Below are 24720 nucleotides of genomic sequence, written 5' to 3'. Positions count from 1 at the left end.
GCTTTTGAGTGACTTTAGGTGCCAGTGCTTTGTGGCCGGGGTTGCGCTTGCCAGCGCTTCCAGCGGGTCAGGTCAGGGCCGTTGCTGATGGCCACGCCGATTTGCTGCACCATGGCCAGTTCATCGGTAAAACCGGCGGGGGTTTCATTCGCCCCCACATAGTAGAGACGGAAGGACCCGTCCGGTAAAGGGACAATATGGGGAGTGCCGACGGCAAAGGCATCCCATTGTCCCGAGCCTTTGGGGGCATGGGCAAACGCCGAGCCATCAGGTTCCCGACCCGGTCGGCGGGTCCAGTGAATGCCATCATCCGATGTGGCGAGCCCAATGGAGCGGTAGCCCTGCTCGCCAACGCCTTCATAGAACATCAGCCAGTGGCCGTGATGGAACAGCAGGTCGCGCGTACCGATGCCCTGGGCGTCGAAGCGGCCCGGCTCGCCGGGACCTAGAATCTCGCCGCGCTTGGTCCACCGGAGTCCGTCGCTGGATTCGGCCAGGCACAGCACAAAGACCATGCGTGCCGGATCCAGGCTGTGGTAGTACATCCGCCAGACGCCATCAGCAAAGCGGCGCACCACTGGCCAGCCGCACAGGGCCATGTCCGGCTCGCCGGGGGCGCCGAGGTCCAGCAGGGCGCCACGGTGCGGACCTTCAAGGCGCAGCCAGTGCAGCCCGTCGCGTGAGATGGCGCAGCCGGGGCGCAGTTGCAGGCCTTTGGCGTCGAACTCGCCAATGTGGGTGCGACTCTGATCCCCGCCGAGGTACCACATCCAGTACAGGCCGTCCTGGTAGCTCAGGTCGCTGATGCCGACATGCGCGCAGTCGAAACGGTCGGGATTGGGGTGAGGCTCAAAGACCGCGCCCTTGGTCAGTGGCCCCGGCTCCCGGGTCCAGTGCAGCCCGTCATTCGAGGTGGCCAGCCCGCAGCGACCGGTGGGGAGGTTGATCTCCGAGTCGAAGTCCTGATCGCGACCGTAGTACCACATGCGCCAGAGGCCATTGGCCGAGCGCAGCACCCGGGGGCCGGAAACCCGGGCATCGTCCCAGGCGCCTTTGGGGCCGGGAGTGAGCATCAGGCCCGGTGGTGTTGTGTCTGTTGTCGTCATCAGTCTTACGCGAGAAACCCCGTCCTTCAGGGCGGGGAGGCAGAGCGCACCGCGCGCAGCGCGGTTAACCCACCTGTCTCGCTTCCTCCGTTTGGGTTGGGGTGGATGAGTAGCCATAGCCGTTGGCGCGTTGCACCACGCGGCAATGGCGTGTGAAATCCCTTGTACCAGATTTCGTTGCGGTCTGGATGTTGAAGCGTCCCGAGGCACGTACGGCCACGCGCCCGACATGGATGCCAGCTGTCTTGCCTGTTGGCATCTCAGCGATTACTCGATCCCCGGTCTGAAAGCCGTGGACGCGTTTCTCGCGCATCAGGTAGCCGCGTGGGAAGCCGAAGCGGTTCAGGTGGGTGCGCTGATAGCGGCCGCGTCCAGTGGCCTGAAGGGTGAGCGTCGGGATGTTCCAGCGATGGAGCGCCGTGAGTTGACCGACACAGGCCGCATCGAGCGCATGGGTCTTGGGAATGCCGAGGCGTTGGCGGTTGTATTGGGTCTGACCGCCCGAGCCCGTGCTCACGGGCAAGCCCGTGGCCTTCAATCGCTCAAAGAGTGCCCAGCGCGTCGCATTGACCACCGCCGCATCGCGAAGTGGGGCTTTGGCCTGTGACTGAAGGCGGCGCAGGCGCTCGGGTTGGTTGCTCAGAACGTCCTCAATCAGCTGACGGCCTTTGCGTTGATTGCAGGTGCGGCAGGCGCGCTGCCACTTCTCCAACAGATATTCGCGCACCTCATAACCGGCGAGTTCACCCTGTTGGTATTCGACTCCGCTGATCTCACGGCTCACCTCGCCCGTCCCTGTCTCAAGGTCGATGCACTCAAGCTCGCGCACCAAAGCGATTCCGGTCGTCTTGCTGCCCGGATCGAGCGACAGGCGCAGCGGCTGGGTTTCACCGCCGATGCGGTCTTTGAGGCAAAGGGTGAAGGGGTGCAATCGCACCACCACTGCTCGCCCGCGTTCCAATAACAGCCGCGCCCGCTTTTCTGAGCAGGGCATCAGGGGTGTTTTCTGTTGGTCTAATACGAAGACAGCCATTTCAATTCCTGCCCTTACGGGCCTGGTGACGGGGCTTTGCAGCCCGCTCCCCTCGGGACTGTCTGCAACCGGCTCCGGCCTTGCGGCAGCGATCAAAACCTTCGGCGCTTTGCCTTTCGCCCGCATGATCCTGATCTTCCAGGGTCCGGGACTGAGGAAGCATCCCGGAGTGGGTCTCAACGACCTGTTGCAAACGTAGCGGGTTTTCACCGCTTTCCCTGGTCAATCCAGCTTGTCTTCACAAGCTCCGCCCTTCAGGGCGGGGTAGTTGACAGCTGATCTCGATTCTGATGTCGCGGAGCTGGTTGAGGTTAGCACAGAGCCGTTCGATGGCGCTCTCAGTGGTGATCTTGCACCCAGAAGTCGATTCGAAAGTCGATTCGCCATTCAGGCGTCTGGAGGAATTGCTATCCTATTTTGGAATATCCCTTGAGCGGAGTCCTGGCAATCCGATGACCTTTTTCCGAACAACCGCCTTGTCGGCCGAGTCGTCGCAAGGTGATACAGCCCCGTTTCCACGTTGGGAAGTCCCCGACCTGATCGATTTCGACTATTACGTCGAGGCCGATGAACATGCCGAGCAGGACACCCTGGTGGAGCGACAATCGCTCGCCAAGCGTGATCGCTCAATCTATCTTGAGCGTGTCAAACCGCATATTCAAGCCGCCGAGCATACCGCCGAGCACCGCCGCTCCGCGCTGCGCCTGTGGCTCGCCGAATGTCGCCGCACGGAAGATCCGGCTCTGCGGCCCCTGTTGCCCGGTGCTTCCTTTGCGCGCGGTCAGCGGGTGGTCACCATCCTGCTGACCGTGCTGGGCCTCATTACCGGCGGTGCGGTGGCCTCGGCGCTGTTGCAGTATGACGGCGTGCGCCCGGTCAATGTGTCCTGGTTTCTGTTTGTGCTGGTGTTCTTACAGCTGGGTTTGGCTGGCTTTACGCTGGGAGCCTGGTTCATGCGTCGCTCCAAATCCATGCAGCAGGCTCTGCGCGATGTTTCCCTGCTGGCGCATCTGATTCGCCCACTGTTTTCGCGCGTGGCGCAGTGGATTCAGCGCCACCGGCTGGGGCAAATGCCACCCGAGGTGCGCGAACGGGCCAAGTCGCGTCAGGGGCTGTTGCAGTCGCACTTCTCACTCTACGGGCCAGCCTCCTATCTGCCGATGCTGATTCCGGTGCAGGCCTTTGGCATCGGTTTTAATCTCGGCGCCATCCTGGTCACCCTACTGCTGGTGTGGTTCAGCGATCTGGCGTTCGGTTGGGGGTCAGCTCTGAATGTCGATCCGGCGGTGATTTATCATCTGACCAAAGCGGTGGCCTGGCCCTGGAGCGATCTATTTGGCGAAGGGGTTGGCTATCCGACGCTGGCCGAGGTGGCCGGTACGCGCATTAACCTGAAAGATCCGCTGTACCTGCTGAATGCTGAGCATCTGCGCGCCTGGCGCTGGTTTTTGCTGTTGGCGCTGATCTGCTACGGTCTGCTGCCACGGCTGCTGTTGCTCGGACTGTCCGCCTTCAGCCAACGCCAGGCGCTGAATCGTCTGCCCTTCACGCATCAGCGCACTCAGGCGCTCTACACGCGACTGGTGACGCCCGAGCTGGATACCGGGCTGGGTCGCACCGGGACTGGCCCTGAAATGCCCATTCCCGGCCCCTTAACCCCGGTGACGGCTGCGCGCGCGGCGCCGACATCGACGCCGCCCGAGGTGCCCGTGACGGACGAAGCGGCGCAATCCACGCCACCACCCACGGCTAAGCCGGCTGATAAGTCAGTTGAAGCACCAGTTGAAAAATTAGCTGATAAACCGGCTGACATATCGACCGATACACCAGCCAAGGAGTTGGTGAAGCAGGCAACCGGGAAACCAGTTGCCAAACCAACTGGGAAACCGGTTGCGAAACCGACTGCGAAACCGGTTGCGACGCCCGCTCCGACGACCTCCAGCCCGCCGCACCGTGCCATCAGCAAACAACCGGCGCAGGACAAAGCGCCGCAGGATCAAGCGCGCATCGCTCCTGATGCTTGTATTTTGCTGCTGCATGTCGATGTGGCCGATGTGCTGGAAGAAGCCGATCATGGCCGTTTGCAACAGCTGCTGCGCCAGTGCTCGGGCTGGCGGGTGGCCCGCTCCGCCACCTATGGTGGTGGCTCAGCCATGGCCGATCAGGCTATTGCCCTGATCACCGACAGCCTATGGGAGGCGCCGCCGCCGCGCATTGCGCTGGTCGATGATGGCTCGCAGCCGCCGATTACCGAAAGTCTGAGCTTCCTGCGGCGGGTGCGCGCAGCGGCTGGTGATCAGGCGCAGATGCTGATCAGCCTGATCGGCGATCCCGAAGGCGAAGACGAGGATGACCCGCTGCCGCCAGTGACGGCCTTCGATTTCAGCGACTGGCAGCGCAAAATTGAGCAACTGGCCGACCCTTATCTGCGCCTGACTTCCTTGGTTGCGGCGGCTGCGGATGACGACACGGAGGAGCGCTAATGGCTGCGGACATCCCAACCCTGGCCATCATGGGCCATCCGAATGCTGGCAAATCCTCAGTGGTCGCCACCCTGACTGAAAACGACCGCATTGAGATCGACAAGCGCGCCGGTACCACTACCCGTTCCGACCACTATCCGGTAATCATTGATGGCAAAACCATCATCGACTTTGTTGATACCCCCGGATTTCAGAACCCAAGCGCCATTCTGGAGTGGTTTCAGGCGCACGAGCGCGAGACTGATCTGGCTCGCGCCTTCGTCAAGGCGTTCCATCATGATCCACTGTTCAGCCATGATATTGCTCTGCTGGAGCCGGTCGCTGCCGGAGCGGGCATTATTCTGGTGATTGATGGCTCCAAGCGCATCAAGGAAAAAGACCGCACCGAAATGGAGCTGCTGCGGCTGACGGCACGCCCGCGCATGGCCATTTTGAATAATCTCAGTAACAACCAGAAATACATGCCGGCCTGGCAGGATGCACTGAGCAAGGCGTTTAATTCGGTTCGCGAATTCAATGCCCACCGGGCTACCTATTCCGAGCGCATTAAGCTGCTCAATGCCCTCAAAAGCATCAACCAGCGCTGGGAACCGCGTCTGGAGGAAACCATTGAAGCCTTCAGTTACGACTGGGAGCGGCGCATTGACGCAAGTGTGACTACCATCATTGGCCTGCTGAAAGAAGCCCTGAGCTTTCGGGTCAACCGCGTGGTGCGTGTTAGTGATCTGCAATCCGACACGGATCGGGCTGATGTCCAGCAGGCGCTGCAAGTGGCCTTTCAGGACGGGCTGCGCAAGCTGGAAACCGATGCGCAGAACCAGATTCGTGCGCATTTTCGCCACCACGTCTGGAACCTGCCGCCCGACTCCCTGCTGCAGAAGGATCTGTTCTCCGATGATGTCGGCAAGGCACTGGGCCTGAACCGACTCCAGATGGCGCTAGCCGGTGCTGCTGCCGGTGCCACCACCGGCGTTGGTCTGGATCTGTCGCTGGCCGGTGGCAGCCTGGGCGCAGGGCTGCTGGTGGGGGCGACGGCCGGCAGTGTGCTAGGCGCCCTGGGCGGCGCTGCTCTGGCCAAGGTTGACATACAACGCACCTTGGGCGTGGAGCGGTTCTCGCTTGGCCCCATCAGCAATCAGCGCTTCCCCTTCATTCTGCTTGATCGCATGTTGCTGTACTGCGCTCGTGCCATGAACTGGTCACACGGACGCAAAGCCGCCGATGACAGCGCGCGCAACCGGGTTCCCGACCGGGCACTGAAGAAAAAGCGCGGCTTTTCCGATGAACTCGCGCCCAATCAACTCAGGACACTGTCGAAGTTCTTTGCTGACATCCGCAAGGGCAAGGACAGCAAGTTTGAGGATGACAGCCGCCAGATTCTGGGGGAAATCCTGCGCGCCTTGTCCGCGAGCGAAATCGACAGTCGGGCGGAGCTTTAGCCTGGCGTTCCAGCGCGGGCCAGTTGCTCATTGAGCCGCTTGAGTTCCGCTTGGGCGCGGATTTGTTCGGTGATGTCGTATTGCAGACCGAGGAAGTAAATCAGGTTGCCGTCGCGGTCAAACAGCGGGCGGATGCTGAATTGGTTGTAGAACAGGGTGCCGTCCTTGCGGTAGTTGCGTAGGGTGACGGTGACGGGGGTTTTTTGGGCCAGTGCGGCGCGGATGCGTTCGAGTTCCGGTTGGTCGTGATCCTCGCCGCGTAAAAACCGGCAGTTGCGGCCGACGATCTCGTCGCGGTCATAGCCGGTGATCAGCTCGAAGGCTTCGTTGGCGTAGACAATGGGGTTGTCGGGCTGATCGGGGTCGGACAGGGTGACGCCGTTGACGACAGTGTCGAGGATCTGGGAGAGCACAAAGGGAATCAGTCCGGGGTCTTTGTCAGCGGTGAAGTCCATGGTCGGCTCCTGAGGCATGAGATGAGATGGCTGGGCAGGCAATGAGGCGTCGGGGGGGAATCAGGCGTCGGGCGTCAGTTCGCGTTCGGCCAATGTTTTGATATTACGCACCACGCGTTCGGTGCCTTCCTGAATGGCGATGCGAATCAGTTTCTCGAAAGGACGCATGTACAGCTCAATGCGGCACAGCTCGAAGCCGAATTCCAGCCGCGTCTGCTGGCCAGCGGCACTAAGCCAGTAGCCGGTGCGAAACAGATCGGAGCTTTCAGTAAATTCCAGGCGTTCGGGTTTTTCCAGCGCAGTGACCTTGAATTGGTTTTCGCTGCGCCGCCCCTGATCGACCCGCACCTGACGCATGCGGCTGCCCAGCGTGAGCGGGCCGGGGGTGAGGGCTTCAATCTGTTTGACCTCCGGTGACCAGCGGGCGTAGTTGTCGAGAAAATCCTCAGCAATGAAGCCGAAGACCTGCTCCGGTCGTCGGTTGATGAGAATGTTGGCTTTGGTCTTAACCATTGATACTGTCCTCGTAGTTGCGCGTCTGTCATCTGTACTGGCTAGCTGCGCAGCCAATCGTGCTCGATGCGCTCGGCTGGCTCTGGATGCGAGAAGAGAAAGCCTTGGGCCTGGTCGCAGCCGTGCTCGCGCAGGAAGTCGGCCTGGGCCTGAGTTTCGACGCCCTCGGCCAGCAGGGTAAAGTTTAGCGCCTTGCCAAGCGCAATGCCGGCCTTGACGATCTTGGTGGCGTTATGCTGTTCGGGCAGATGCTGGATCAGGTTGCAGTCGAGCTTGAGTTTGCTGATCGGCAGGTCGCTCAAATGGCGTAGCGAGGAGAAACCGGTGCCGAAGTCGTCGATCGCGAACTCAAAGCCCAGGTTCGCCAGTTCTTTGAGTGCGTTTAGAACCTGATTCGGCGCCTGTCCGAGCAGGCTTTCGGTCAGCTCGAAGCTGATGTGGCGAGGATCGGCGCCTGTGGCGTCGAGCACTCGGCGGGTTTCGGTAACGAAATGCGGGTGATTCAGCTGTTGCGCGCACAGATTCACCGCGATGCGACCGAAGCTCAGGCCCGCCGCTGACCAGGCGCGAGCCTGCCGGCAGGCGTCCTCAATGGCAGTGTTGGACAGGTCGCGCAGCAGGCCGCGCTTGCGGGCGATGGCGAAGAAGTCCCGGGGCACGAGCTGGCCGCAGGTGGGATGCTCCCAACGCATCAAGGCTTCGACCCCGATCAGCTGCTGATCGGCTAGGCGGATTTGCGGCTGATAGGCGAAGCCAATGCGCCCTTGCGGCACCGCTTCGGTCAGCGCGTCGAGGAGATCGCGCTCCTGTTCGAAGCGTTGGGCCAGGTCGGTCTCGAAGAAGGCGAAGGTCCCGCGCCCGGCGGCCTTGGCCTGATAGAGTGCGGCATCGGCCCGGCCAATCATCTCATCGACATCGGTGTCGTCGCGCTCGGCGATCAGCAGGCCGATACTGGTATTGATGCGCAGGCGATGTTGGTCGATGGTGAATTCCCATTGCAGGGCGTCGATGATTTTGGTCGCCAGCTGGGCGGCATCCTCGCGGGTGCGCACACCTTCCTGCAGCAGTGCAAATTCATCGCCGCCGAGGCGGGCGAGCATGTCGCTGGCGCGCAACAGCGTGCGGATGCGTTCGCTCACTGCGCACAACAGGCGGTCGCCAACCGGATGGCCGAGGCTGTCGTTGACATCCTTGAAGTGATCCAGATCGAGCATGTGCAGGGCAAAGCGGCGGCCCTGGCGCTGAAAGTTGCTCAGCGCATGGCGCAGCGTTTCGCGAAAGAGCGCGCGGTTGGGCAGGTTGGTGAGGGAATCATGAAAGGCGAGGTGCTGGATCTCGCGCTCGGCTTTGCGCCGGGCGTCGGCATTCTGCTGATGCTCAATGACGATGCCGGCTAGCTCGGCGGCGGATTGGATCAGTTGCAGATGGTGGCGCTCCGGTCCGCCGGCCTGTTCCTGGTAAATGGCAAAGGTGCCCAGCACCTGGCCGTCGCGTCCGCGAATCGGCTCGGACCAGCAGGCCACCAGCCCGAGCGGCAGCACCAGAGCGCGAAAACCGTCCCATTTGCGGTCGATGCGAATGTCGGTGGTAATGGTGCGGGCGCCGGTATAGGCGGCATGGCCGCAGGAGCCGACATTGGGGCCGATGCGCACGCCCTCTAAGGCCTCCAGATAGCTTGGCGGCAGCCGGCGGCTAACGGCGGAATGCAGCCGACCCTGCTTACAGTCAAGGAGGTGAATGGCAATCCAGGCCTCGCGCAGGATGTCCTGACTGTAATTGACGATCGCGCGCAGCATGTCGGCCAGCGGTGCGCCGCTCGCCAGGCGTTCGAGCACAGCATTGCGGCCATCAAGCAGTCGCTGCGACAGTCGGTAAGCAGTGACGTCGCTGGAGATGCTGACAAAGCCGACCACGGCGCCCTTGATGTCGCGCAGATAATTCCAGCTGACCTGCACCTCGATCCAGCGGCCATCGCCGGTGCGGTTGTGGTTGGTGTAGGTGGTGGGCTCGGGTTGTTCAGTGACGACGCGGACGAGGTCGGCGCGAAAGCGTTCCACTTCATCCGGCGGCAGCAGGTCGGTCACCTGCATGTGGGTGAGCTGTTCGCGCGGGTAGCCGAGAATCTCGCTTGCTGCCGGGTTGGCGTAGCGAAAGCGGCCCTGGGTGTCGAGTTCCATGATGGCGAAGCGGTTGACTTCCACCAGGGTGCGGAAACGCTCCTCGCTGGTTTCCAGGGCCCGCCGGGTCTGGTCGCGCGCCCGCGCGGTGGTGCGGCGGGTACTGAGCCAGGCGAATACGGCCGCGAGCAAAAAAATGCCAACAATGGCGCCGATTTGCAGGGTGAGTGAGTCGTGGAAAAACGCCTGGGAGGCTTGGTTGTAACTCAAATATTCGAGCAGAACCACCAGCACCAGGCTGGCAATCAGCGCTAAGCTGGCGATCAGCAGTACCCGTTGGGTCAGGGCCATGAACAGTGACCGACGCTTGACCATCTATGGTTCCATGGCTGACAGCGCCGGGCATGCGTCGAAAGTGGCTTAGCCTCGCCAGCGCGAGGCGAGGTCAAGGATGTGGGTGAACAAGGCGGCGGTCAGCGGCAGTGCCACCCAGGGCCAGGGCGCCCCAGTCAGGGCCGCGCGCACTGCCAGCAGAAGCAGGAATCCGGATGCCAGCACCGGCAGCAGGCTCATCAGGGTTGGGCCGCGTCCCGAGCGCCGGCGCCATAACCAAATCAGAGCGGCTTCGAGCCACACCATGAGCAGGATAGCGTCGATGATGTGACCGTTGGCAAAGCCCGCCTCGATCATGGTGAGAGATCTGTGGTTCGGAGACGCTTGGGCGTGGCTTAGGTTAGGACTTCGCCTTCCAGGGCTTGGCCAACCCGAGCAGATGGGCGGTATCCTTGAGGAAAATACGCAGATGCGCCGCTGGCTTGGCGCGCACCAATCGCTTGTGCATGTAGGCCTCCCAGGTCAGGTGTTGGATGTCCGGATCATCGCACAGGCTGACGAAACGCTCACGGCGTTTATCGCTCTTGTACCAGAAACGCTGCATGATGCCAAGAATCCAGAACACCCGGCCATGGGCTTTCATGAAGCGCTTGCGGGCTTGGGTGAGTGCCTTGGCGTCACCGGTGATCAGGAACTGCTCGACTGCGTCGGCGGCCAGGCGCCCGCCGGTCAGAGCATAGTAGATGCCTTCGCCGGAGGCCGGTGCGACCACGCCAGCGGCATCGCCAGCCAACACCAGATCGCGGTCATTGTCCCATTTCTTCAGCGGATACAGCGGGATGGGCGCGCCCTCGCAGCGCAGCGTCTCGCAGTCGGCCAGCCCGGCGGCCTGACGCAGATCGGCGGTGGCTTGCTTGAGCGAGAAGCCCTTGAGTTCAGTGCCGACGCCGACGCTGGTAGTCTCGCCATGGGGGAAGATCCAGCCGTAGAAGTCCGGGGAGATCTTGCCCTGGTAGTAGACATCGCAGCGGGTCGGGTCGAAGTCACCGTGAATGGCAGCCGCTTGGCCGGTCTGGGGCGAGCGGATGATTTCGTGATAAGCGGCGACATGGGGCAGTTCCTTGGCACCCGGCACGCAGTCCTTGGCGACCTTGGACATGGCCCCATCGGCACCGATCACTGCGCGGGCGCGCACCTGCTTGGGTTCGGGCTTGGGATCGCCATCGGGCTGGAAGTGAATGATTGCGGTGCCATCGCTGTCGCGCGTCAGGCGCTGATAGCTGCCGTTGCGGCGTGTGGCGCCCGCCGAGACGGCGCGCTCGCGCAGCCACTCGTCGAAGGGGCCGCGATCCACCATGCCGACATAGCCGCCATTGATCGGCATGTCAACATGGCGCTCGCTCGGCGCCACCATACGCGCGGAGTGAATTTTCGCGCACAGTTGCTCGTCCGGGATCTCAAATTCATTGATGGCGATGGGCGGAATGGCGCCACCGCAGGGCTTGATGCGCCTGCTGCGATCAAGCAGCAGCACGGAGCGCCCGCGCCGGGCGAGATCAGTGGCAGCCGTGGCGCCAGCGGGGCCGCCGCCGATGACGACGACGTCGTAGGTGTCAAGTTCGGGCATGGTGTGTTAGGTGGTTGATTGGTCAGTGGATAAGGTTTCTTGATTGAGTTGCTCGCCAGCGCATTGGCCTGGGTCGCCTGTCAGACCAATGAACGTGCCGCAAAGGCGCTGATCATCATGCCGCTGACGGAGAGGGTGACACCGAAGGCGCTGAGCCAGGTGGCGCGTTCGATCGGGGCTTGCAGGAAGCGCAGCATCATGACGCTCTGCGCGATGACCAGGGCGACCACTGCCCAGCCGTGCCAGGGTTGGCTCCAGCCAAACAGCAGACCGATGACAACCAGCTGGGGCGCGATCATCACGATGCAGGCCAGCAGCGCAGCACGATCGGCTCCCAGTTGCACCGGCAGCGAACGCACGCCCAGTTGCCGGTCGCCTTCAATGGCCTTGAAGTCGTTTAGGGTCATGATGCCATGGGCACCAACGCTGTAGAGAAATGCCAGGGTCAGGCTGCGCCAGTCCGGCATCAGGCCGCCGAGCATCACCGCAGTGCCGGTGATCCAGGCCAATCCTTCATAAGAAAAGCCCACCGCCGCATTGCCCCACCAGCCGTTCTGCTTCAGCCGCGCCGGCGGGGCGCTGTAGGCCCAGGACAGCGCGATGCCGAGCAGGGTGGCGACGATCACCCAGGGACCGAGCCACAGCGACCAGATCAGCGACAGCCCTGACCAGAGAATCGCAATGTAAAGCCCCCAGCGACCGGGAATGCGCCCGGAGGGAATCGGCCGCTCGGGTTCGTTGATGGCATCGACGTGACGGTCGAACCAGTCGTTGACCGCCTGACTGGTGGCGCACAGCAGCGGGCCGGCCAGGATGACGCCAGCGATCAGCAGCAGGATGTGGCTGAGAATTGGTTGACCGGAGGACACCACCCCGCAGGTGAAGGCCCACATCGGCGGAAACCAGGTGATCGGGTGCATGAACTCCAGCACGTCGGCCGGTTTGATGCGGGTCGGGGTCGGGGAGGCAGCAAGGCTATCGGTCATGGGCGGTCATGGGTGCTTGAATGGTGAATTAATGTTCGGTTTCATGCTCGGCGCCGGACTCGCTGAGACCATAGCGGCGCAGTTTGACATACAGGCTCTGGCGGCTTAAGCCAAGCAGCTCAGCGGCGGAGGCGCGGTTGTCGCCGGTCAGCTCCAGGGCGGCCTCAATGCACAGGCGCTCGATCATGTCGGTGGATTCGCGCACCACCTCTTTGAGCGGCACCCGGCCGACCAGTTCGGTCAGCTGTTCGACCGAGCGTGGCAGGGCGCGCCCAGGCGCAGCGCTGGCGGAAACGCGGCGATCAACATTGCGGATGATAAAGCCTAAGCTGGGCTGATCGCCATTTTGCACCGCGACAGCGGAAATCTCGACCTCGGTGGAGCTGCCATAGTCGCTGCGCACGCTGGTGGCAAACAGCCTGACCGCGCCGTGCTGGCGCAGGTTGGCGATCAGCACATTGAGATCGACGCCAGGGCGTCCCAGCCAGCGGTCGAGGGATTCGCCGCGCGCCTGCTCCTCGGTGGACAGCTGGGCCAGCTCCAAAAATGCGTTGTTGGCGCTCAGGATACGCCCGTCCTGACGGGTGATGACCACGCCGTCGGGGGCTTTTTCCAGCATCTTGAACAGCCGTGAACGCGGTTCGTTGAGCAGGCCGGCGTTGTTGTTGGTCTCGACCGGTGTGAGGCGCACCAGCACTAGGGTGGTATTTTCCTGCCGCACCGGGGCGGCCGTGATCAGGAATTCGAGATCGCGCTCGCGCAGGCGCGCGCGCAGGTCACTGGGGCGCCCGGCAGAGCGTACTCCGGCGAGCAGGGATTTGATCGCCTCGGTGCCGGCATTGTCGAAGCCTTCCGGGAAGGGCCGCCCGACCAGCTTGCGCGAGTCGGTCGCAAGCAGCAGGCTGGCGGCCGGATTGGCTTCGACAATTTTGCCGTTGCCAGGATCCACGATCAGGATGGCCTCCGACATGGAGCGGAACAGCAGTCGATAGCGCGTTTCGAGCTGGCGCAGACGCCAGTAGTCACGCTCCAGCGACTGCTGGGCATCCACCAGGCGCTGTTGCAGGGCGGCCATGCCTTGCTGGCTGCGTCCTACAGCGACAATGCGATGACGATTGCCGAGACTGGCAGCACAGTAGCGTACCGGCAGCTCTTCACCGCTCAGTGCGACATGCTCGACCTGCTCCCAGTGCGGGGGTTGTTCATCGGCGCCAGCGCTGTGCAGCAGCTGCCCGATCCGGGCGCGGCTGCTGCTGGTGACGGTGTCAGACCACGACAGGCCGATCCAATCACCGATCTGAGTCGAGAGTTCGTCATTGCCGAAGGCGAGATCCAGAATGCGCCCCTCGCTGTCGAGGATGAGCGCAATGTCCGAAGCCGCCGCGATCAGCTCGGCGGCGGCGTCGGTGCCCAAGTCACCCAGGGCTGATTCCGGAGCGTCAAACAATTTCACCAGTCCGCCGGGGTATCAGGCGTTTGCAGGGCATGGCAGCACTTGCGCTGGTGGGTGCTGACCGGTGCCTGAATGGCCTGCTGGGTGCTGGAGGGAAGGTGGGTGCCGCGACATGGAGCCTTGCTGAAGGTCATGGGGTTTGCCAGATGGTTGTTGAAGGTGGTCGGACGCTGATCAGGAGGCCCGCGCAGCCTGGTTCGACAGGAATTGCTACACCAATTAGTAAAACCCAGGACTGATATCTGTCAAGTCCTGTTTACGTTAAGTATAGTTGACATAGACCGGGCGCGGGCATAATTTTTCCCCAGCCGCCATTGCAGGTATGATTGGTGGGCTTGGCAATGGGCCTGGATGCCTCGGCGCTACCCGAGCCTTGCAAGTCTGATAAAGTAACCGACTCATCTGCAAGGAGGCTTACTCTGGAAGCCGCCTGATTTCGCGTGCGTTGACCTTATCGAGCCATCACTTCTCATGACACGGCCCATACAACCTCTCTATACGCCAGAAGAACGCCGCCGGCGCGACGAATCTCCCTGGACACTGGTGCAGGGCATCCTGGCACCGCTGCAATTTTTGGTCTTTCTGATCAGTCTAGTGCTGGTACTGCGCTATCTCGCTACTGGTACCGGCGAACTGGCGGCGACCTGGTCGATTGTCATCAAGACCCTGCTGCTTTATACCATCATGATTACCGGCTCCATCTGGGAGAAGGTGGTGTTTGGCAAATATCTGTTTGTACATGCCTTTTTCTGGGAAGACGTGTTCAGCATGCTGGTGCTGGCCCTGCATACCGCCTATCTGGTCGCACTGCTGACCGGCTGGCTGGATACGCGCGGGCAGATGTGGCTGGCGCTGGCCGCCTATGCCACCTATGTGGTCAATGCTACGCAGTTCCTGCTCAAGCTGCGCGCGGCGCGCCTGTCGAGTGAGGCCGCCATGGCGAATGCCGGGGGTGAGTCATGAGTGCCACCAGCGAGGAATGCGCGGCAGTGTCGGGGCCGGAGGTTCTGCGCCAGCGCGGTGAGCGCCAAACCTTTTGCGGGCTGGCCGGCATTGTGTGGCTGCATCGCAAGATGCAGGACAGCTTCTTTCTGGTGGTTGGCTCGCGCACCTGTGCGCATCTGATGCAGTCCGCCGCCGGGGTGATGATCTTTGCAGAGCCCCGCTTTGGCACAGCCGTGTTGCAGGATCGCGATCTGGCCGGGCTGGCCGATGCCAATGACGAACTCGACCGGGTGGTGCGCGAACTGCTCGCTCGGCGCCCGGATATCGGCACCCTGTTTCTGGTGGCCTCCTGTCCATCCGAGGTGATCAAGCTCGATCTCGACACGGCGGCAGCGCGATTGCAACAGGGCCATGAGGGGCGGGTGCGGATTCTGGCCTACAGCGGTAGCGGGCTGGATACCAGCTTTACCCAGGGCGAGGATACCTGTCTGCAAGCGCTGGTGCCGGTGTTGCCGGAACTGCCGGCCGGGCAGCGCTCGGTGCTGGTGGTGGGTTCCCTGGCGGATGTGGTGGAGGATCAATTCACTCGTCTGTTCGATCAGCTGGGCATTGCGCCGGTGCATTTCCTGCCGCCGCGCCGCGCCGCTGAGCTGCCGCCGGTGGGGCCGGGCACCCGGCTGCTGGCCGCGCAGCCCTTTGTCGGTGAAACCATTGATGCGCTGCGCGCGCGCGGAGCCGAGCTGATTGCGGCTCCCTTCCCGCTGGGCGTGGAGGGCACGCGGGCCTGGATGCATGCGCTGGCGGCGGCCTGGGGCGTGGCGCCGGAGCGGGTCGATGCGGTGATCGCCGCACCGGCAGCGCGGGCGGAAAAGGCGCTGGCGCGCTGTCGTGACTGGCTCGCCGGCAAGCGCATCAGCTTTTTGCCGGACTCACAGCTGGAGCTGCCGCTGGCGCGCTTTCTGGCCCAGGAATGCGGCATGCAGCTGGGTGAGGTTGGCGTGCCCTATCTGGATCGGCGAGTGATGGAGCCGGAACTGGCGCTGCTGCCATCCACCACCCAGCTGACCGAGGGTCAGGATCTGGAGCCGCAGCTGGATCGGTTGCGTGCCGAGCGCCCTGACATCACCGTCTGCGGTCTGGGACTGGCCAATCCGCTGGAGGCCGAGGGCCTGACCACCAAGTGGTCGATCGAACTGGTGTTTACCCCGATTCAGGGCTTTGACCAGGCCGCCGATCTGGCCGAGCTGTTTGTGCGGCCGCTCAATCGCCGCCAACGCCTCGCGATCTAGGATCTACTTGGGAATACAGCCATGGAATTGACCCTTTGGAGCTACGAAGGCCCACCGCACATCGGCGCCATGCGCGTTGCCGCCTCCATGGATGCCGTGCATCTGGTGTTGCACGCGCCCCTGGGCGACAGCTATGCCGATTTACTCTTTACCATGATCGCACGCTCGGCAGCGCGCCCGCCGGTGAGCTATACCAGTTTCCAGGCGCGCGATCTCGGCGGCGATACCGCGCAACTGGTGAAGGCGCGCCTAAGCGACACCGTGGCGCGCTTTCAGCCCCAGGCTCTGCTGGTGGGCGAGGCCTGTACGGCGGAACTTTTGCAGGACCAGCCCGGTGCTTTGGCTGAAGGCATGGGCTTTGAGATTCCGGTGGTACCGCTGGAGTTGCCGGCCTTTACCCGCAAGGAGCACTGGGGCGCAAGCGAAACCTTCCATCAACTGGTGCGCGCGCTGCTGCATGGCCGTCCGCCGCTTGACGGGGCCGCTGATCCGGCCGCCCGCGCCCAAGCCGAGGGACGGCGCCCGCGTGCCAACCTACTGGGGCCCACGGCGCTGGGCTTTCGCTGTCGTGACGATGTCACTGAGGTGACGCGATTGCTGGATTCGCTGGGGGTGGATGTGCATCTGGTGGCACCCGCCGGGGCCAGTCCGGCCGATCTGGCGCGCATTCCAGATGGCGACTTCAATGTCTGCCTGTATCCGGAAATCGCCCATGACACCTGTGTGTGGCTGGAGCGCATGTTCAAGCAGCCTTGGGTGCGCACGGTTCCCATTGGCGTGGGGGCCACGCGAGACTTTCTGCTTGAAGTCGGACGGCTGACCGGACTCGACCCGGAGCCGGCACTGGCGCGCGCCCGCACCCGTCTGCCGTGGTTCTCGCGTTCGGTGGATTCGACTTACCTGACCGGCAAAAGGGTGTTTATTTTCGGTGACGCCACCCATGTGATCGCCGCCGAACGCATCGCGCGCGAGGAACTTGGCTTCGATGTCGTTGGCATTGGCACCTACAGCCGCGAATTTGCTCGCGAGCTACGCGCGCTGGCCGAGCGGATCGGTGTTGAGGCGCTGATCACTGATGACTATTTGGCGGTCGAGGCGCGGGTCGCTGAGTTGCACCCGGAGTTGGTGTTGGGCACCCAGATGGAGCGTCATATCGCTAAGCGGCTGGGGCTGCCCTGTGCGGTGATTTCCTCGCCAGTGCATGTGCAGGATTTTCCGGCGCGCTATGCACCACAGATGGGGTTTGAAGGCGCCAATGTGATCTTCGACACCTGGGTGCATCCGCTGATGATGGGCCTGGAAGAGCATCTGATTACCATGTTCCGCGAGGATGTGGAGTTCCATGACGGTGAGGTGCCGCAAGTGCAGCGCTCACCGGCCGCTGAGGAAACCACAGCGGCGCCGCAACCTGATACGCCAGCTGAGGCCGATGCGCCGCGCTGGGAGCCGGAAGCCGAGAAGGAGCTGCGCAAAATTCCGTTTTTTGTCCGTGGCAAGGCGCGTCGCAACACCGAGCACTTTGCCCGCGAGCGTGGTTTGAGCCAGATCAGCGTTGAGACGCTCTACGAAGCCAAGGCGCACTTTAGCCGTTAAGCGGGCTCCGTCACCTCGCATCCGTGGTTGACATCCCTCCTTGGTTGAACCCCTAAGATCCCTGATACCTAAGTACCTGAAAAAATGGCCAGTAACAGATCCACGATAGACGAACTCAAACAGATCGGCATGCAGCTGTTGATCCGCTTCCTGCCCTTTGCAGACGCTGCCACCGATGACTTGCCGTTGCCACGCTTGCTGCGGCTGTCGCTGTTCCAGATCTCGGTTGGCGCTGCTGTGGTGCTGCTCAATGGCACCCTGAACCGGGTCATGGTGGTGGAGCTGGGCATGCCGGTGTGGCTGGTGTCCCTGATGGTTGCCCTGCCGCTGGTGTTCGCGCCGCTGCGCGCACTGATCGGTCACCGTTCCGATTATCACCACTCGGCCTTTGGGCTGCGGCGGGTACCCTATATCTGGTGGGGCACCCTGTTGCAGTTTGGCGGCTTCACCTTCATGCCCTTTGCGCTGCTGCTGATGTCAGCGGAAGGCAATCAGATGGCCTTCATGGGCTACATCGCTGCGGCCATGGCTTTTCTAATGGTCGGCGCCGGACTGCATACCACTCAGACCGCCGGTTTGGCCTTGGCGACCGATCTGGCGCCCAAGGAAGCTCGGCCGCGGGTGGTGGCGCTGCTCTATGTCACTCTGCTGCTGGGCATGCTGCTCAGCGCGATTCTCTATGGCTTCTTCCTGCGCGATTTCACCCAGGTGAAACTGATTCAGGTGATTCAGGCCACGGCGGCAGCGACCATCCTGCTGAATATTACCGCGCTCTGGCGTCAGGAAGCGGTGGATCGCAAGCGGGCGGCCAATCCGGTACGCGCACCCAAGTTCTCCGCGACCTGGAAGGCCTTTGTGGAGGATCGCTATGCCGCGCGCTTGTTGATTGCGGTGGGGTTGGGCACCGCCGCCTTCAGTATGCAGGACATTCTGCTCGAACCCTATGGCGGTGAGGTGCTGGGGCTGTCGGTGTCGCAGACCACGCTGCTGACCGCCATCTGGGCCGGCGGTACACTGATCGCCTTCTCACTGGCCGGCTGGCTGCTCACCAAGGGCGGCAACCCCAACCGGATGAGTGTCATTGGCGCGGCGCTGGGGCTGTTTGCCTTTGCGGCGGTGATTATCGCCGGCTCTTTCAGTATGCCTTGGCTGTTTCGCACCGGCGCTGGCCTGATCGGCTTTGGGGGCGGGCTCTTTGCGGTAGGCACCCTGACGGCTGCGATGGGGCTGGCCCAGGGCGGGCACACCGGTTTGGCGCTCGGCGCCTGGGGCGCGGTGCAGGCCACGGCGCAGGGTGGTGCGATTTTCATCGGTGGTGCGGTGCGCGATCTGGTCAGCTTTATGGTTGAGGAAGGTTGGATTGGCAGCGAGCTGTCCGGGCCGGCCTTCAGCTACGGGGTGGTCTATTACATGGAGATTGTGCTGCTGTTGGCCACTTTGGTGGTGGTCATTCCGCTGTTGCTGAAAAAGAATCAGCCTGAACTCGACGCACCCAAGAAGTTTGGTATTTCTGAAATGCTTTAGATTGTAGTGTTCGGCCCCAGCATCCATGGTTGGATGGGGGCTGGCTAACCAGGGGAGCCGGCAATGGAAGCAATGGTTACGGCATTTGTGGAAGCACTGCTGGCGATGGATCGGCTCAAAATTGAGGAGATGGTCGCCAGCGCTGGTGCCAAGGATCCGCTGGTGCCCATTGATTATCTGGTGGTGCCGGCCCTGGAGTATGTGGGCGAGCAGTGGGAGCAGGGCGAGCTTTCGCTGTCGCAGGTCTATATGAGCGGACGGCTGTGCGAGGAGCTGATCACAAAGCTACCGCCCCTGACGCCCTTGCCTTTGGGGGATGACGAGGACTCGCACAGCCCGGCGGCCAGGTCGCTGCGCGCGCATAACATCAACATCGGCATTTCCACGCTGGATGACTACCATCTGCTGGGTAAGCGCATGGTCTGCGCGGTCTTGCGTGCCAGTGGTTATCAGCTCTGTGACTATGGCACTACCGATCCCACCACCCTGGCCGCTCATGTGGTGCGCGATCAGATTCAGGTGTTGCTGCTGTCGGTGTTGATGTTGCCAGCGGCGCTACGCATCAAAGAGTTGCGCACCGCTTTGAATGCCGCCGGGCAGTGTCCACGGATTTTGGTCGGCGGTGCACCCTTCCGCTTCGATCCCAATCTGTGTCAGGAGGTGGGGGCTGATGCAGCCGGTGCCAGTGCCGCCGATGCGCTGGAGTTGGTACGCGCTGCTGAGGAGGCCCTGACGCCATGACCAGCCAGCGCCCTGCATCCCAGCTGTCGCCAGTCATGACCTCATTGCAGCGGGTACTGACCACGCTTGGGCAGTCCGAGCCAGATCGGGTGCCGCTGTTTTTGCTGCTGACCATGCACGGCGCGCGTGAACTGGGGCTGTCCATTCACGACTATTTCGCCGATCCGCAGCATGTGATCGAAGGCCAGTGGCGCATGCGCCTCAAGTATCGCAACGATTGCTACTACGCCTTTTTCTACGCCGCCATTGAGACCAAAGCCTGGGGCGCGGAGGTCATCTATCTCGACAATGGACCGCCCAATTGCGGGGGGCCGCTGGTGCGCGATCTGGAGTCGATCCGCCAGTTGCAGCCGCCACGGGTGGCGGAATCCCCGGATCTCAGGCGCGTGCTGGACGCCATTGCCGGTTTGCGCGCCCGCGATGGCGCAACGCCCATCATCGGAGTGGTGATGGCGCCCTTTTCCCTGCCGGTGATGCAGCTCGGGTTCGAGCGCTATCTGACCCTGCTGTACGAGCACCCGGAGCTGTTCGATCATCTGATGCGGCTCAACGAGGTGTTTTGTGTGGACTGGGCCAATGCGCAACTCAAGGCCGGTGCCACGGCGATTTGCTATTTTGATCCGGTGTCCTCGCAGACCATCTCGCGGCCGGAGGATTTCCGACGGCGGGGCAAAGTCATTGCCACCCGCACCATTGCTCAAATCCAGGGGCCGGTGGCCATGCACTTTGCCTCCGGGCGCTGTGTGCGCATTATTGAGGATCTGCCAGCGACCGGAGCGGCGGTGATCGGGGTCAGTGCCGACGATGATCTGGGGCAACTCAAGCGCGCGGCAGCCGGGCAGTTGACCCTGCTGGGCAATCTGAACGGCATCGCCATGCGCACCTGGGACACGGCTGCTGCCGAGCAGGCGGTGAAGCAAGCTATTGCCGCCGCTGGACCGGGCGGTGGTTTCATCCTCTCAGACAATCATGGCGAGATTCCCTTTCAGGTTCCGGAGGAGACCTTGCTGGCCATTGCCGACGCCGTTGAACGCTGGGGACGCTATCCACTCGACTGGATTGCGCAGGACGCCACCGTTACGGACTAAGTCACGCGCATGCCGCGCCGCGACTGGATCGCGGGTGCTGCCGGTGGCCTGAATGTCGGACGATACCCCTGCCTCACCCTTGTTGTGCATTCATGTCTGCGCCCATTACTGGGCGGATGTGCAGGCGGTGTTTGCCGGTCTGGATGGCGCGGATGTCCATCTGCTGTCGCTGCCGGCCTCCTGTCTCGGGCGCACGGGACGCTGTCTGTTGGTCAGTCGCGCGCGTGATGTCGAGCCTAATGACTGTACCGACAGCCTGGTGCTGGGAACCTGCGAGGGGCTGCGTGCCGGATGCCCTGGGAGCCCAGCGCACGGATTAACCTCTGGCTCTGGGGCTGCGTCCCCACCGTCATCGGCCCCTGCATCCTTGGCAGCTGGCGCCGAGCGCTCGGTCATGGTTCCGGTACAGCATTGCACCGAGTTGCTGGCCGGGCGCGATCTGCTGGAGCGCCAGCTCGCCAATGGTGCCTGGTTGCTCAATGGAGGCTGGATTCTGCATTGGCGCGAGCATTTATCCGCCTGGGGCTTTGATCAGGCCACGGCACGGGCTTTTTTTCAGGAATCGGCGCGCGAGCTGCTGTGGTTGGAAACGGTTTCGGATGAGCGCATCGCCCAGCAGCTCACCGAGCTGGCCGCCTATCTGGATCGGCCCTGGCGCCGGTTGTTTGTGGGTCGGGAGTATTTGCGCGCCTTGCTGGAGCGGCAGATTAATGCCTGGCGTCATCGCCAGCAGCAGGCGCGCCTGCGCGCAGAGCTGGCGGACTCCAAACGCAAGCTGGCCGATCACGCCATGGCGCTGGATTTGCTGATGCGCCTGTCCGACATCGCTGATGAGCCGACCACGATCCAGCGCATTCAGGAGCTGTTCTCAATGCTCTTTGGCTGTCGCGAATTCCACTATGTCGAGGTGCATGACGGACGTGTGGGGGCTGTGCATGGGTGGTCAATGCCCGAGCGTCAGCTGTCAATTCCGATTGTGCAACAGTGGCTCGATCAGCTCAAGACACCCGGCATGGAGTTGCCCGATGAAACCGGCTTTGTGCTGCGCATTGACTACGGGCATCAGGTGTTGGGTATGGTGGTGTTGCGCGGGATTGCCTTTCCGCAATATCGCGCGCGCTATTACAACCTTGGCCTGGCGATTACCAGCCTGTGCGGTTTGGCCATTGCCAATGCGCGCACCTATGCTGAACTGCAACAGACCATCGAGCAGGCCACCCGGCTGGCCGAACAGGCCGAAAGCGCCAATCACGCCAAAAGTGAATTTCTCGCCAATGTCACCCATGAAATCCGCACCCCCCTGAATGGCGTGATTGGTATGGCCGATCTGTTGCTTGATACCGCGCTGGGGTCCGAGCAGCGGCATCAGGTCACAACCATCCGCGAGTGTGGCAACGCGCTACTGGTGCTGGTCAATGATTTTCTTGATTTTGCCAAGGTCGAGGCCGGCAAGCTCAGACTGGAGCGCTTGCACTTTTCGCTGAATGATGTGCTGAGCGGCGTGATATCGATTCTCGAGCCGCGTGCGCAGGGGCTGGCTTTGCATCTGGACATCGCCACCACCGTGCCCCGGTATCTGTACGGGGATCCCGGCCGACTGCGGCAGGTGCTGTTCAACCTGCTTGGCAATGCCATTAAGTTCACCGAGCAGGGCGAGGTGCGTCTTAAGGTGGGGCTGGCTTCCAATGAGGGCGATCGGTTGCAGCCGCACCAGTCGGTACGGCTGCATTTTGCGGTCAGTGATACTGGTATTGGTATTTCTTCCGACAAGCTGCATCGGCTGTTTACCAAGTTCAGTCAGGTGGATGCCTCGACCTCACGCCGCTTTGGCGGCACCGGACTGGGGCTGGCGATCGTCAAGCAGCTTGCGGAGTTAATGGGAGGACAGGCGGGAGTTGACAGTCGCTTGGGCGAGGGATCGACCTTCTGGTTCAGTGCCGTGTTCGAGTTGGCGTCGGTGTCGGCGTTAGCGTCAGCGCCGGAAGAGGATGTGCTAGCGCTGGATGCTGTGCCGGATACCGTGCCGAACAGCCCAGCAGATAACGTGCCAGACAGCTTACTGGGCGCGGGGTGCGTGCTGTTGGCGGAAGACAATCCGGTCAATCAGCAGATTGCCGTGGCGCAGTTGAAACGCCTGGGTCTGAATGTTCAGACCGTCTCCAATGGCGCTGATGCCGTTGCCGCTGTGCAGAACGGGCATTTCGATCTGGTGTTAATGGATATGCAAATGCCGCGCATGGATGGTTTCGAGGCAATCCATCGTATCCGCCAAGCTGAAGCGGCGCGTGAGGCGGGTGCTGCTGTGCCGATCATCGCCATGACCGCGCATGCCATGCCCGGTTATCGCGAACGCTGCCTGACGGCAGGGATGAGCGATTATCTGGTCAAGCCGCTGCAACCACAGGAACTGGCCGCAACGCTCGGGCACTGGCTGAAGCTGGACCCGAGTGCCAAGCCCGCGAATAACGCTGAAGCGGAAGCAGAAGTGGCAGAGACAGCGGCAGCCAAGAGGATTGATGAGGCCAGGCCGACGTTGGATTCGCATTATTCATCGCTCTTGGTGTTCGACTGGAAAGGGCTGTTCATGCGCTTGGATAACGATGTCGAGAGCGTTCAGATGGTACTGGAGTTGTTCGTGGAGGATCAGCCGCCCAAGCTGGAGGCCTTGTGCCGGGCCATTGAGCAAAGTGATCGGGCCATGATTACCCGTTTAGCTCATGCTCTGCATGGAGCAGCAGCGAATGTCGGGGCCGAGCGTCTAGCGGCGCTGGCTGATAAGATCGAGCAGCTGGAGCGGGACGGGCAAGCGCTTGACGCCTCGCTAGCGGCGGAGGTGCGTGCTGAGTTTGTCAGTTTTGAGGATGCTCTGCGCAAGCGGCTGGCCTGATTGGACTTGCTTGGGCCTGATTCATCAGTCTTGCGCGAGAAACCCCGCCCTTCAGGGCGAGGAGGTAGAGCGCACCGCGCGTAGCGCGGTTAACCCACCGGTCTAGCGGCCTCCGTTTGGGTTGGAGTGAATGCATAGCCATAGCCATAGCCATCGGCGCGTTGCAGCACTCGGCAATGGCGGTGTGAAATGCCTTGAACCAGACCGGTTGCGGTCTGGAGATTGAAGCGCCCGGATGCACGCACGGCCACGCGCCCAAGATGGGTTCCGGCTTTCTTGCTCTTTGGCACCTCAGCGATGACCCGATCTCCGGTCTGGAATCCTTTAACGCGCTTCTCACGCATCAAATAACCGCGTGGAAAGCCGAAGCGATTCAGGCGGGTACGCTGGTAACAGCCGCGCCCGGTGGCCTTGATGGCGAGCGTCGGGATGTTCCAGCCATGGAGCGCGGTGAGTTGACCGACACAGGCGGCATCAAGTGCATGGGTCTTGGGAATACCGAGGCGCTGACGGTTGTATTTGGTCTGGCCGCCTGAACCCGTGGTCACGGGTAAGCCGGTGGCCTTGAGTTGTTCAAACAGCGCCCAGCGGGTGGCATTGATCGCAGCGGCATCACGAAGCGGTGCTTTGGCCTGTGCCTGAATACGGCGCAACCGCTCGGGTTGATGAGCCAGAAACACCTCAATCGGCTGATTCCCCTTGCGCTGATTGCAGGAGCGGCAGGCGAGTGTGAGATTGGAGACTCGATCCGATCCGCCCCGGCTCCTGGGCTGGATGTGCTCGATCTCCAGCGGAACCTGCTGTGCGCCGCAATAAGCGCAGGTGCGATGCCATTTCTCCAGCAGGTATTCGCGCACCTCATAACCGGCGAGTTCGCCCTGTTGCCGTCATTCCGCACCCCCCTCAGCCGCTTCCAGAATATAACGCCACATACCGCCATCCCAGCAGTTCAAGTAAGGCGTGGTGGTAGTATTGCATATTTAAACCGCGCCTAACCTGGAATACGTAGTTTTTCTTCCTCTGGGTCGAGGGCGATCTTTACCCACAGGCGATCCGCTACTTCAAAGACGTTGCGGTTGATGTTCTTGGCGAATTGATGCACGCGCTG

At 62.2% G+C, this 24720-nt stretch carries 19 protein-coding genes and 1 pseudogene; 9 read left to right on the top strand and 11 right to left on the bottom strand.

The window, feature by feature from the left end; genetic code table 11:
- Nucleotides 1-14: 14 nt before the first annotated feature.
- Nucleotides 15-1106 (bottom strand): glycoside hydrolase family protein, encoded by a 1092-nt coding sequence (locus CKO36_RS08750; protein WP_200283502.1) that lies wholly within the window; start codon nt 1104-1106, stop codon nt 15-17.
- 64 nt (nt 1107-1170) lie between these two features.
- On the bottom strand, nt 1171-2139 hold the full coding sequence (locus CKO36_RS08745) for an RRXRR domain-containing protein (protein ID WP_200283500.1): 969 nt from the start codon (nt 2137-2139) through the stop codon (nt 1171-1173).
- Nucleotides 2140-2591: 452 nt separating this feature from the next.
- On the opposite strand from CKO36_RS08745, the gene CKO36_RS08740 reads away from it, so the two are divergent.
- Together CKO36_RS08740 and CKO36_RS08735 are read left to right on the top strand one after the other, a co-directional pair.
- Nucleotides 2592-4622: a DUF2868 domain-containing protein gene (locus tag CKO36_RS08740; protein WP_200283498.1), complete on the top strand. Its 2031-nt coding sequence runs from the start codon at nt 2592-2594 to the stop codon at nt 4620-4622.
- On the top strand, nt 4622-6061 hold the full coding sequence (locus tag CKO36_RS08735) for a GTPase/DUF3482 domain-containing protein (RefSeq protein WP_200283496.1): 1440 nt from the start codon (nt 4622-4624) through the stop codon (nt 6059-6061). The genes CKO36_RS08740 and CKO36_RS08735 overlap by 1 nt, the downstream gene beginning before the upstream one ends.
- On the opposite strand, the gene CKO36_RS08730 is transcribed toward CKO36_RS08735, so the two are convergent.
- The 8 genes from CKO36_RS08730 to CKO36_RS08695 all read right to left on the bottom strand — a co-directional run bounded on the left by CKO36_RS08730 (nt 6058) and on the right by CKO36_RS08695 (nt 13679).
- Nucleotides 6058-6516, bottom strand: coding sequence for a PAS domain-containing protein (locus tag CKO36_RS08730; RefSeq protein ID WP_200283493.1), 459 nt, complete (start codon nt 6514-6516; stop codon nt 6058-6060). The genes CKO36_RS08735 and CKO36_RS08730 overlap by 4 nt on opposite strands.
- 60 nt (nt 6517-6576) lie before the next feature.
- A complete protein-coding gene (locus CKO36_RS08725; RefSeq protein WP_200283489.1) occupies nt 6577-7029 on the bottom strand; it encodes an SRPBCC family protein in 453 nt (150 codons plus the stop codon).
- Nucleotides 7030-7070: 41 nt separating this feature from the next.
- Entirely contained in the window at nt 7071-9521 is a 2451-nt protein-coding gene (locus tag CKO36_RS08720; RefSeq protein ID WP_242469476.1) for a sensor domain-containing protein, read from the bottom strand.
- A gap of 45 nt (nt 9522-9566) precedes the next feature.
- Nucleotides 9567-9836 carry a hypothetical protein gene (locus CKO36_RS08715; RefSeq protein ID WP_207161423.1) on the bottom strand — a complete coding sequence of 90 codons (270 nt, stop codon included), beginning with the start codon at nt 9834-9836 and terminating at the stop codon, nt 9567-9569.
- A gap of 43 nt (nt 9837-9879) precedes the next feature.
- The gene (locus CKO36_RS08710) at nt 9880-11106 is read right to left on the bottom strand and encodes a geranylgeranyl diphosphate reductase (RefSeq protein ID WP_200283487.1); all 1227 of its coding nucleotides are present in this window, start codon (nt 11104-11106) and stop codon (nt 9880-9882) included.
- 80 nt (nt 11107-11186) lie between these two features.
- On the bottom strand, nt 11187-12092 hold the full coding sequence (gene chlG, locus CKO36_RS08705; RefSeq protein WP_200283484.1) for a chlorophyll synthase ChlG: 906 nt from the start codon (nt 12090-12092) through the stop codon (nt 11187-11189).
- 28 nt (nt 12093-12120) lie between these two features.
- Nucleotides 12121-13545 (bottom strand): transcriptional regulator PpsR, encoded by a 1425-nt coding sequence (ppsR, locus tag CKO36_RS08700; RefSeq protein WP_338053443.1) that lies wholly within the window; start codon nt 13543-13545, stop codon nt 12121-12123.
- On the bottom strand, nt 13542-13679 hold the full coding sequence (locus tag CKO36_RS08695) for a hypothetical protein (RefSeq protein ID WP_200283481.1): 138 nt from the start codon (nt 13677-13679) through the stop codon (nt 13542-13544). The genes ppsR and CKO36_RS08695 overlap by 4 nt, the downstream gene beginning before the upstream one ends.
- A 337-nt stretch (nt 13680-14016) precedes the next feature.
- Here CKO36_RS08695 and bchF point away from each other — a divergent pair, with 337 nt between their 5' ends.
- The 7 genes from bchF to CKO36_RS08660 all read left to right on the top strand — a co-directional run bounded on the left by bchF (nt 14017) and on the right by CKO36_RS08660 (nt 23612).
- Nucleotides 14017-14508: a 2-vinyl bacteriochlorophyllide hydratase gene (gene bchF / locus CKO36_RS08690; protein ID WP_200283477.1), complete on the top strand. Its 492-nt coding sequence runs from the start codon at nt 14017-14019 to the stop codon at nt 14506-14508.
- Nucleotides 14505-15779, top strand: coding sequence for a ferredoxin:protochlorophyllide reductase (ATP-dependent) subunit N (locus CKO36_RS08685; protein ID WP_200283474.1), 1275 nt, complete (start codon nt 14505-14507; stop codon nt 15777-15779). The genes bchF and CKO36_RS08685 overlap by 4 nt, the downstream gene beginning before the upstream one ends.
- A gap of 21 nt (nt 15780-15800) precedes the next feature.
- Entirely contained in the window at nt 15801-17372 is a 1572-nt protein-coding gene (gene bchB / locus CKO36_RS08680; RefSeq protein ID WP_200283472.1) for a ferredoxin:protochlorophyllide reductase (ATP-dependent) subunit B, read from the top strand.
- Between the two features lie 129 nt (nt 17373-17501).
- Entirely contained in the window at nt 17502-18896 is a 1395-nt protein-coding gene (locus CKO36_RS08675; RefSeq protein ID WP_242469475.1) for a BCD family MFS transporter, read from the top strand.
- A 63-nt stretch (nt 18897-18959) separates the two neighbouring features.
- Nucleotides 18960-19637, top strand: coding sequence for a cobalamin B12-binding domain-containing protein (locus CKO36_RS08670; protein WP_200283468.1), 678 nt, complete (start codon nt 18960-18962; stop codon nt 19635-19637).
- Nucleotides 19634-20725 (top strand): uroporphyrinogen decarboxylase family protein, encoded by a 1092-nt coding sequence (locus CKO36_RS08665; protein WP_200283466.1) that lies wholly within the window; start codon nt 19634-19636, stop codon nt 20723-20725. Before CKO36_RS08670 ends, CKO36_RS08665 begins: the two co-directional genes overlap by 4 nt.
- Before the next feature lie 52 nt (nt 20726-20777).
- A complete protein-coding gene (locus CKO36_RS08660; RefSeq protein WP_200283464.1) occupies nt 20778-23612 on the top strand; it encodes a hybrid sensor histidine kinase/response regulator in 2835 nt (944 codons plus the stop codon).
- 89 nt (nt 23613-23701) lie between these two features.
- Here the strand turns inward: CKO36_RS08660 and iscB are convergent.
- Nucleotides 23702-24484, bottom strand: a pseudogene (gene iscB / locus CKO36_RS08655) (RNA-guided endonuclease IscB); the annotation flags it as partial.
- Between the last annotated feature and the right edge of the window lie 236 nt (nt 24485-24720).

This window comes from Rhabdochromatium marinum, assembly GCF_016583795.1.
Taxonomy (GTDB): domain Bacteria; phylum Pseudomonadota; class Gammaproteobacteria; order Chromatiales; family Chromatiaceae; genus Rhabdochromatium; species Rhabdochromatium marinum.
This window is presented reverse-complemented; position numbering and strand designations above follow the sequence as displayed.

Excerpts from the sequence above, each read along its gene's own strand:
- bchB (WP_200283472.1), top strand. The coding sequence starts at position 15,801 with ATGGAATTGACCCTTTGGAGCTACGAAGGCCCACCGCACATCGGCGCC.
- CKO36_RS08675 (WP_242469475.1), top strand. The coding sequence starts at position 17,502 with ATGCAGCTGTTGATCCGCTTCCTGCCCTTTGCAGACGCTGCCACCGAT.
- CKO36_RS08750 (WP_200283502.1), bottom strand. The coding sequence starts at position 1,106 with ATGACGACAACAGACACAACACCACCGGGCCTGATGCTCACTCCCGGC.
- CKO36_RS08710 (WP_200283487.1), bottom strand. The coding sequence starts at position 11,106 with ATGCCCGAACTTGACACCTACGACGTCGTCGTCATCGGCGGCGGCCCC.
- CKO36_RS08695 (WP_200283481.1), bottom strand. The coding sequence starts at position 13,679 with ATGACCTTCAGCAAGGCTCCATGTCGCGGCACCCACCTTCCCTCCAGC.
- CKO36_RS08685 (WP_200283474.1), top strand. The coding sequence starts at position 14,505 with ATGAGTGCCACCAGCGAGGAATGCGCGGCAGTGTCGGGGCCGGAGGTT.
- bchF (WP_200283477.1), top strand. The coding sequence starts at position 14,017 with ATGACACGGCCCATACAACCTCTCTATACGCCAGAAGAACGCCGCCGG.
- CKO36_RS08740 (WP_200283498.1), top strand. The coding sequence starts at position 2,592 with ATGACCTTTTTCCGAACAACCGCCTTGTCGGCCGAGTCGTCGCAAGGT.
- CKO36_RS08660 (WP_200283464.1), top strand. The coding sequence starts at position 20,778 with ATGTCGGACGATACCCCTGCCTCACCCTTGTTGTGCATTCATGTCTGC.
- chlG (WP_200283484.1), bottom strand. The coding sequence starts at position 12,092 with ATGACCGATAGCCTTGCTGCCTCCCCGACCCCGACCCGCATCAAACCG.
- CKO36_RS08725 (WP_200283489.1), bottom strand. The coding sequence starts at position 7,029 with ATGGTTAAGACCAAAGCCAACATTCTCATCAACCGACGACCGGAGCAG.
- CKO36_RS08665 (WP_200283466.1), top strand. The coding sequence starts at position 19,634 with ATGACCAGCCAGCGCCCTGCATCCCAGCTGTCGCCAGTCATGACCTCA.
- CKO36_RS08745 (WP_200283500.1), bottom strand. The coding sequence starts at position 2,139 with ATGGCTGTCTTCGTATTAGACCAACAGAAAACACCCCTGATGCCCTGC.
- CKO36_RS08720 (WP_242469476.1), bottom strand. The coding sequence starts at position 9,521 with ATGGTCAAGCGTCGGTCACTGTTCATGGCCCTGACCCAACGGGTACTG.
- CKO36_RS08670 (WP_200283468.1), top strand. The coding sequence starts at position 18,960 with ATGGAAGCAATGGTTACGGCATTTGTGGAAGCACTGCTGGCGATGGAT.
- CKO36_RS08730 (WP_200283493.1), bottom strand. The coding sequence starts at position 6,516 with ATGGACTTCACCGCTGACAAAGACCCCGGACTGATTCCCTTTGTGCTC.
- CKO36_RS08735 (WP_200283496.1), top strand. The coding sequence starts at position 4,622 with ATGGCTGCGGACATCCCAACCCTGGCCATCATGGGCCATCCGAATGCT.
- CKO36_RS08715 (WP_207161423.1), bottom strand. The coding sequence starts at position 9,836 with ATGATCGAGGCGGGCTTTGCCAACGGTCACATCATCGACGCTATCCTG.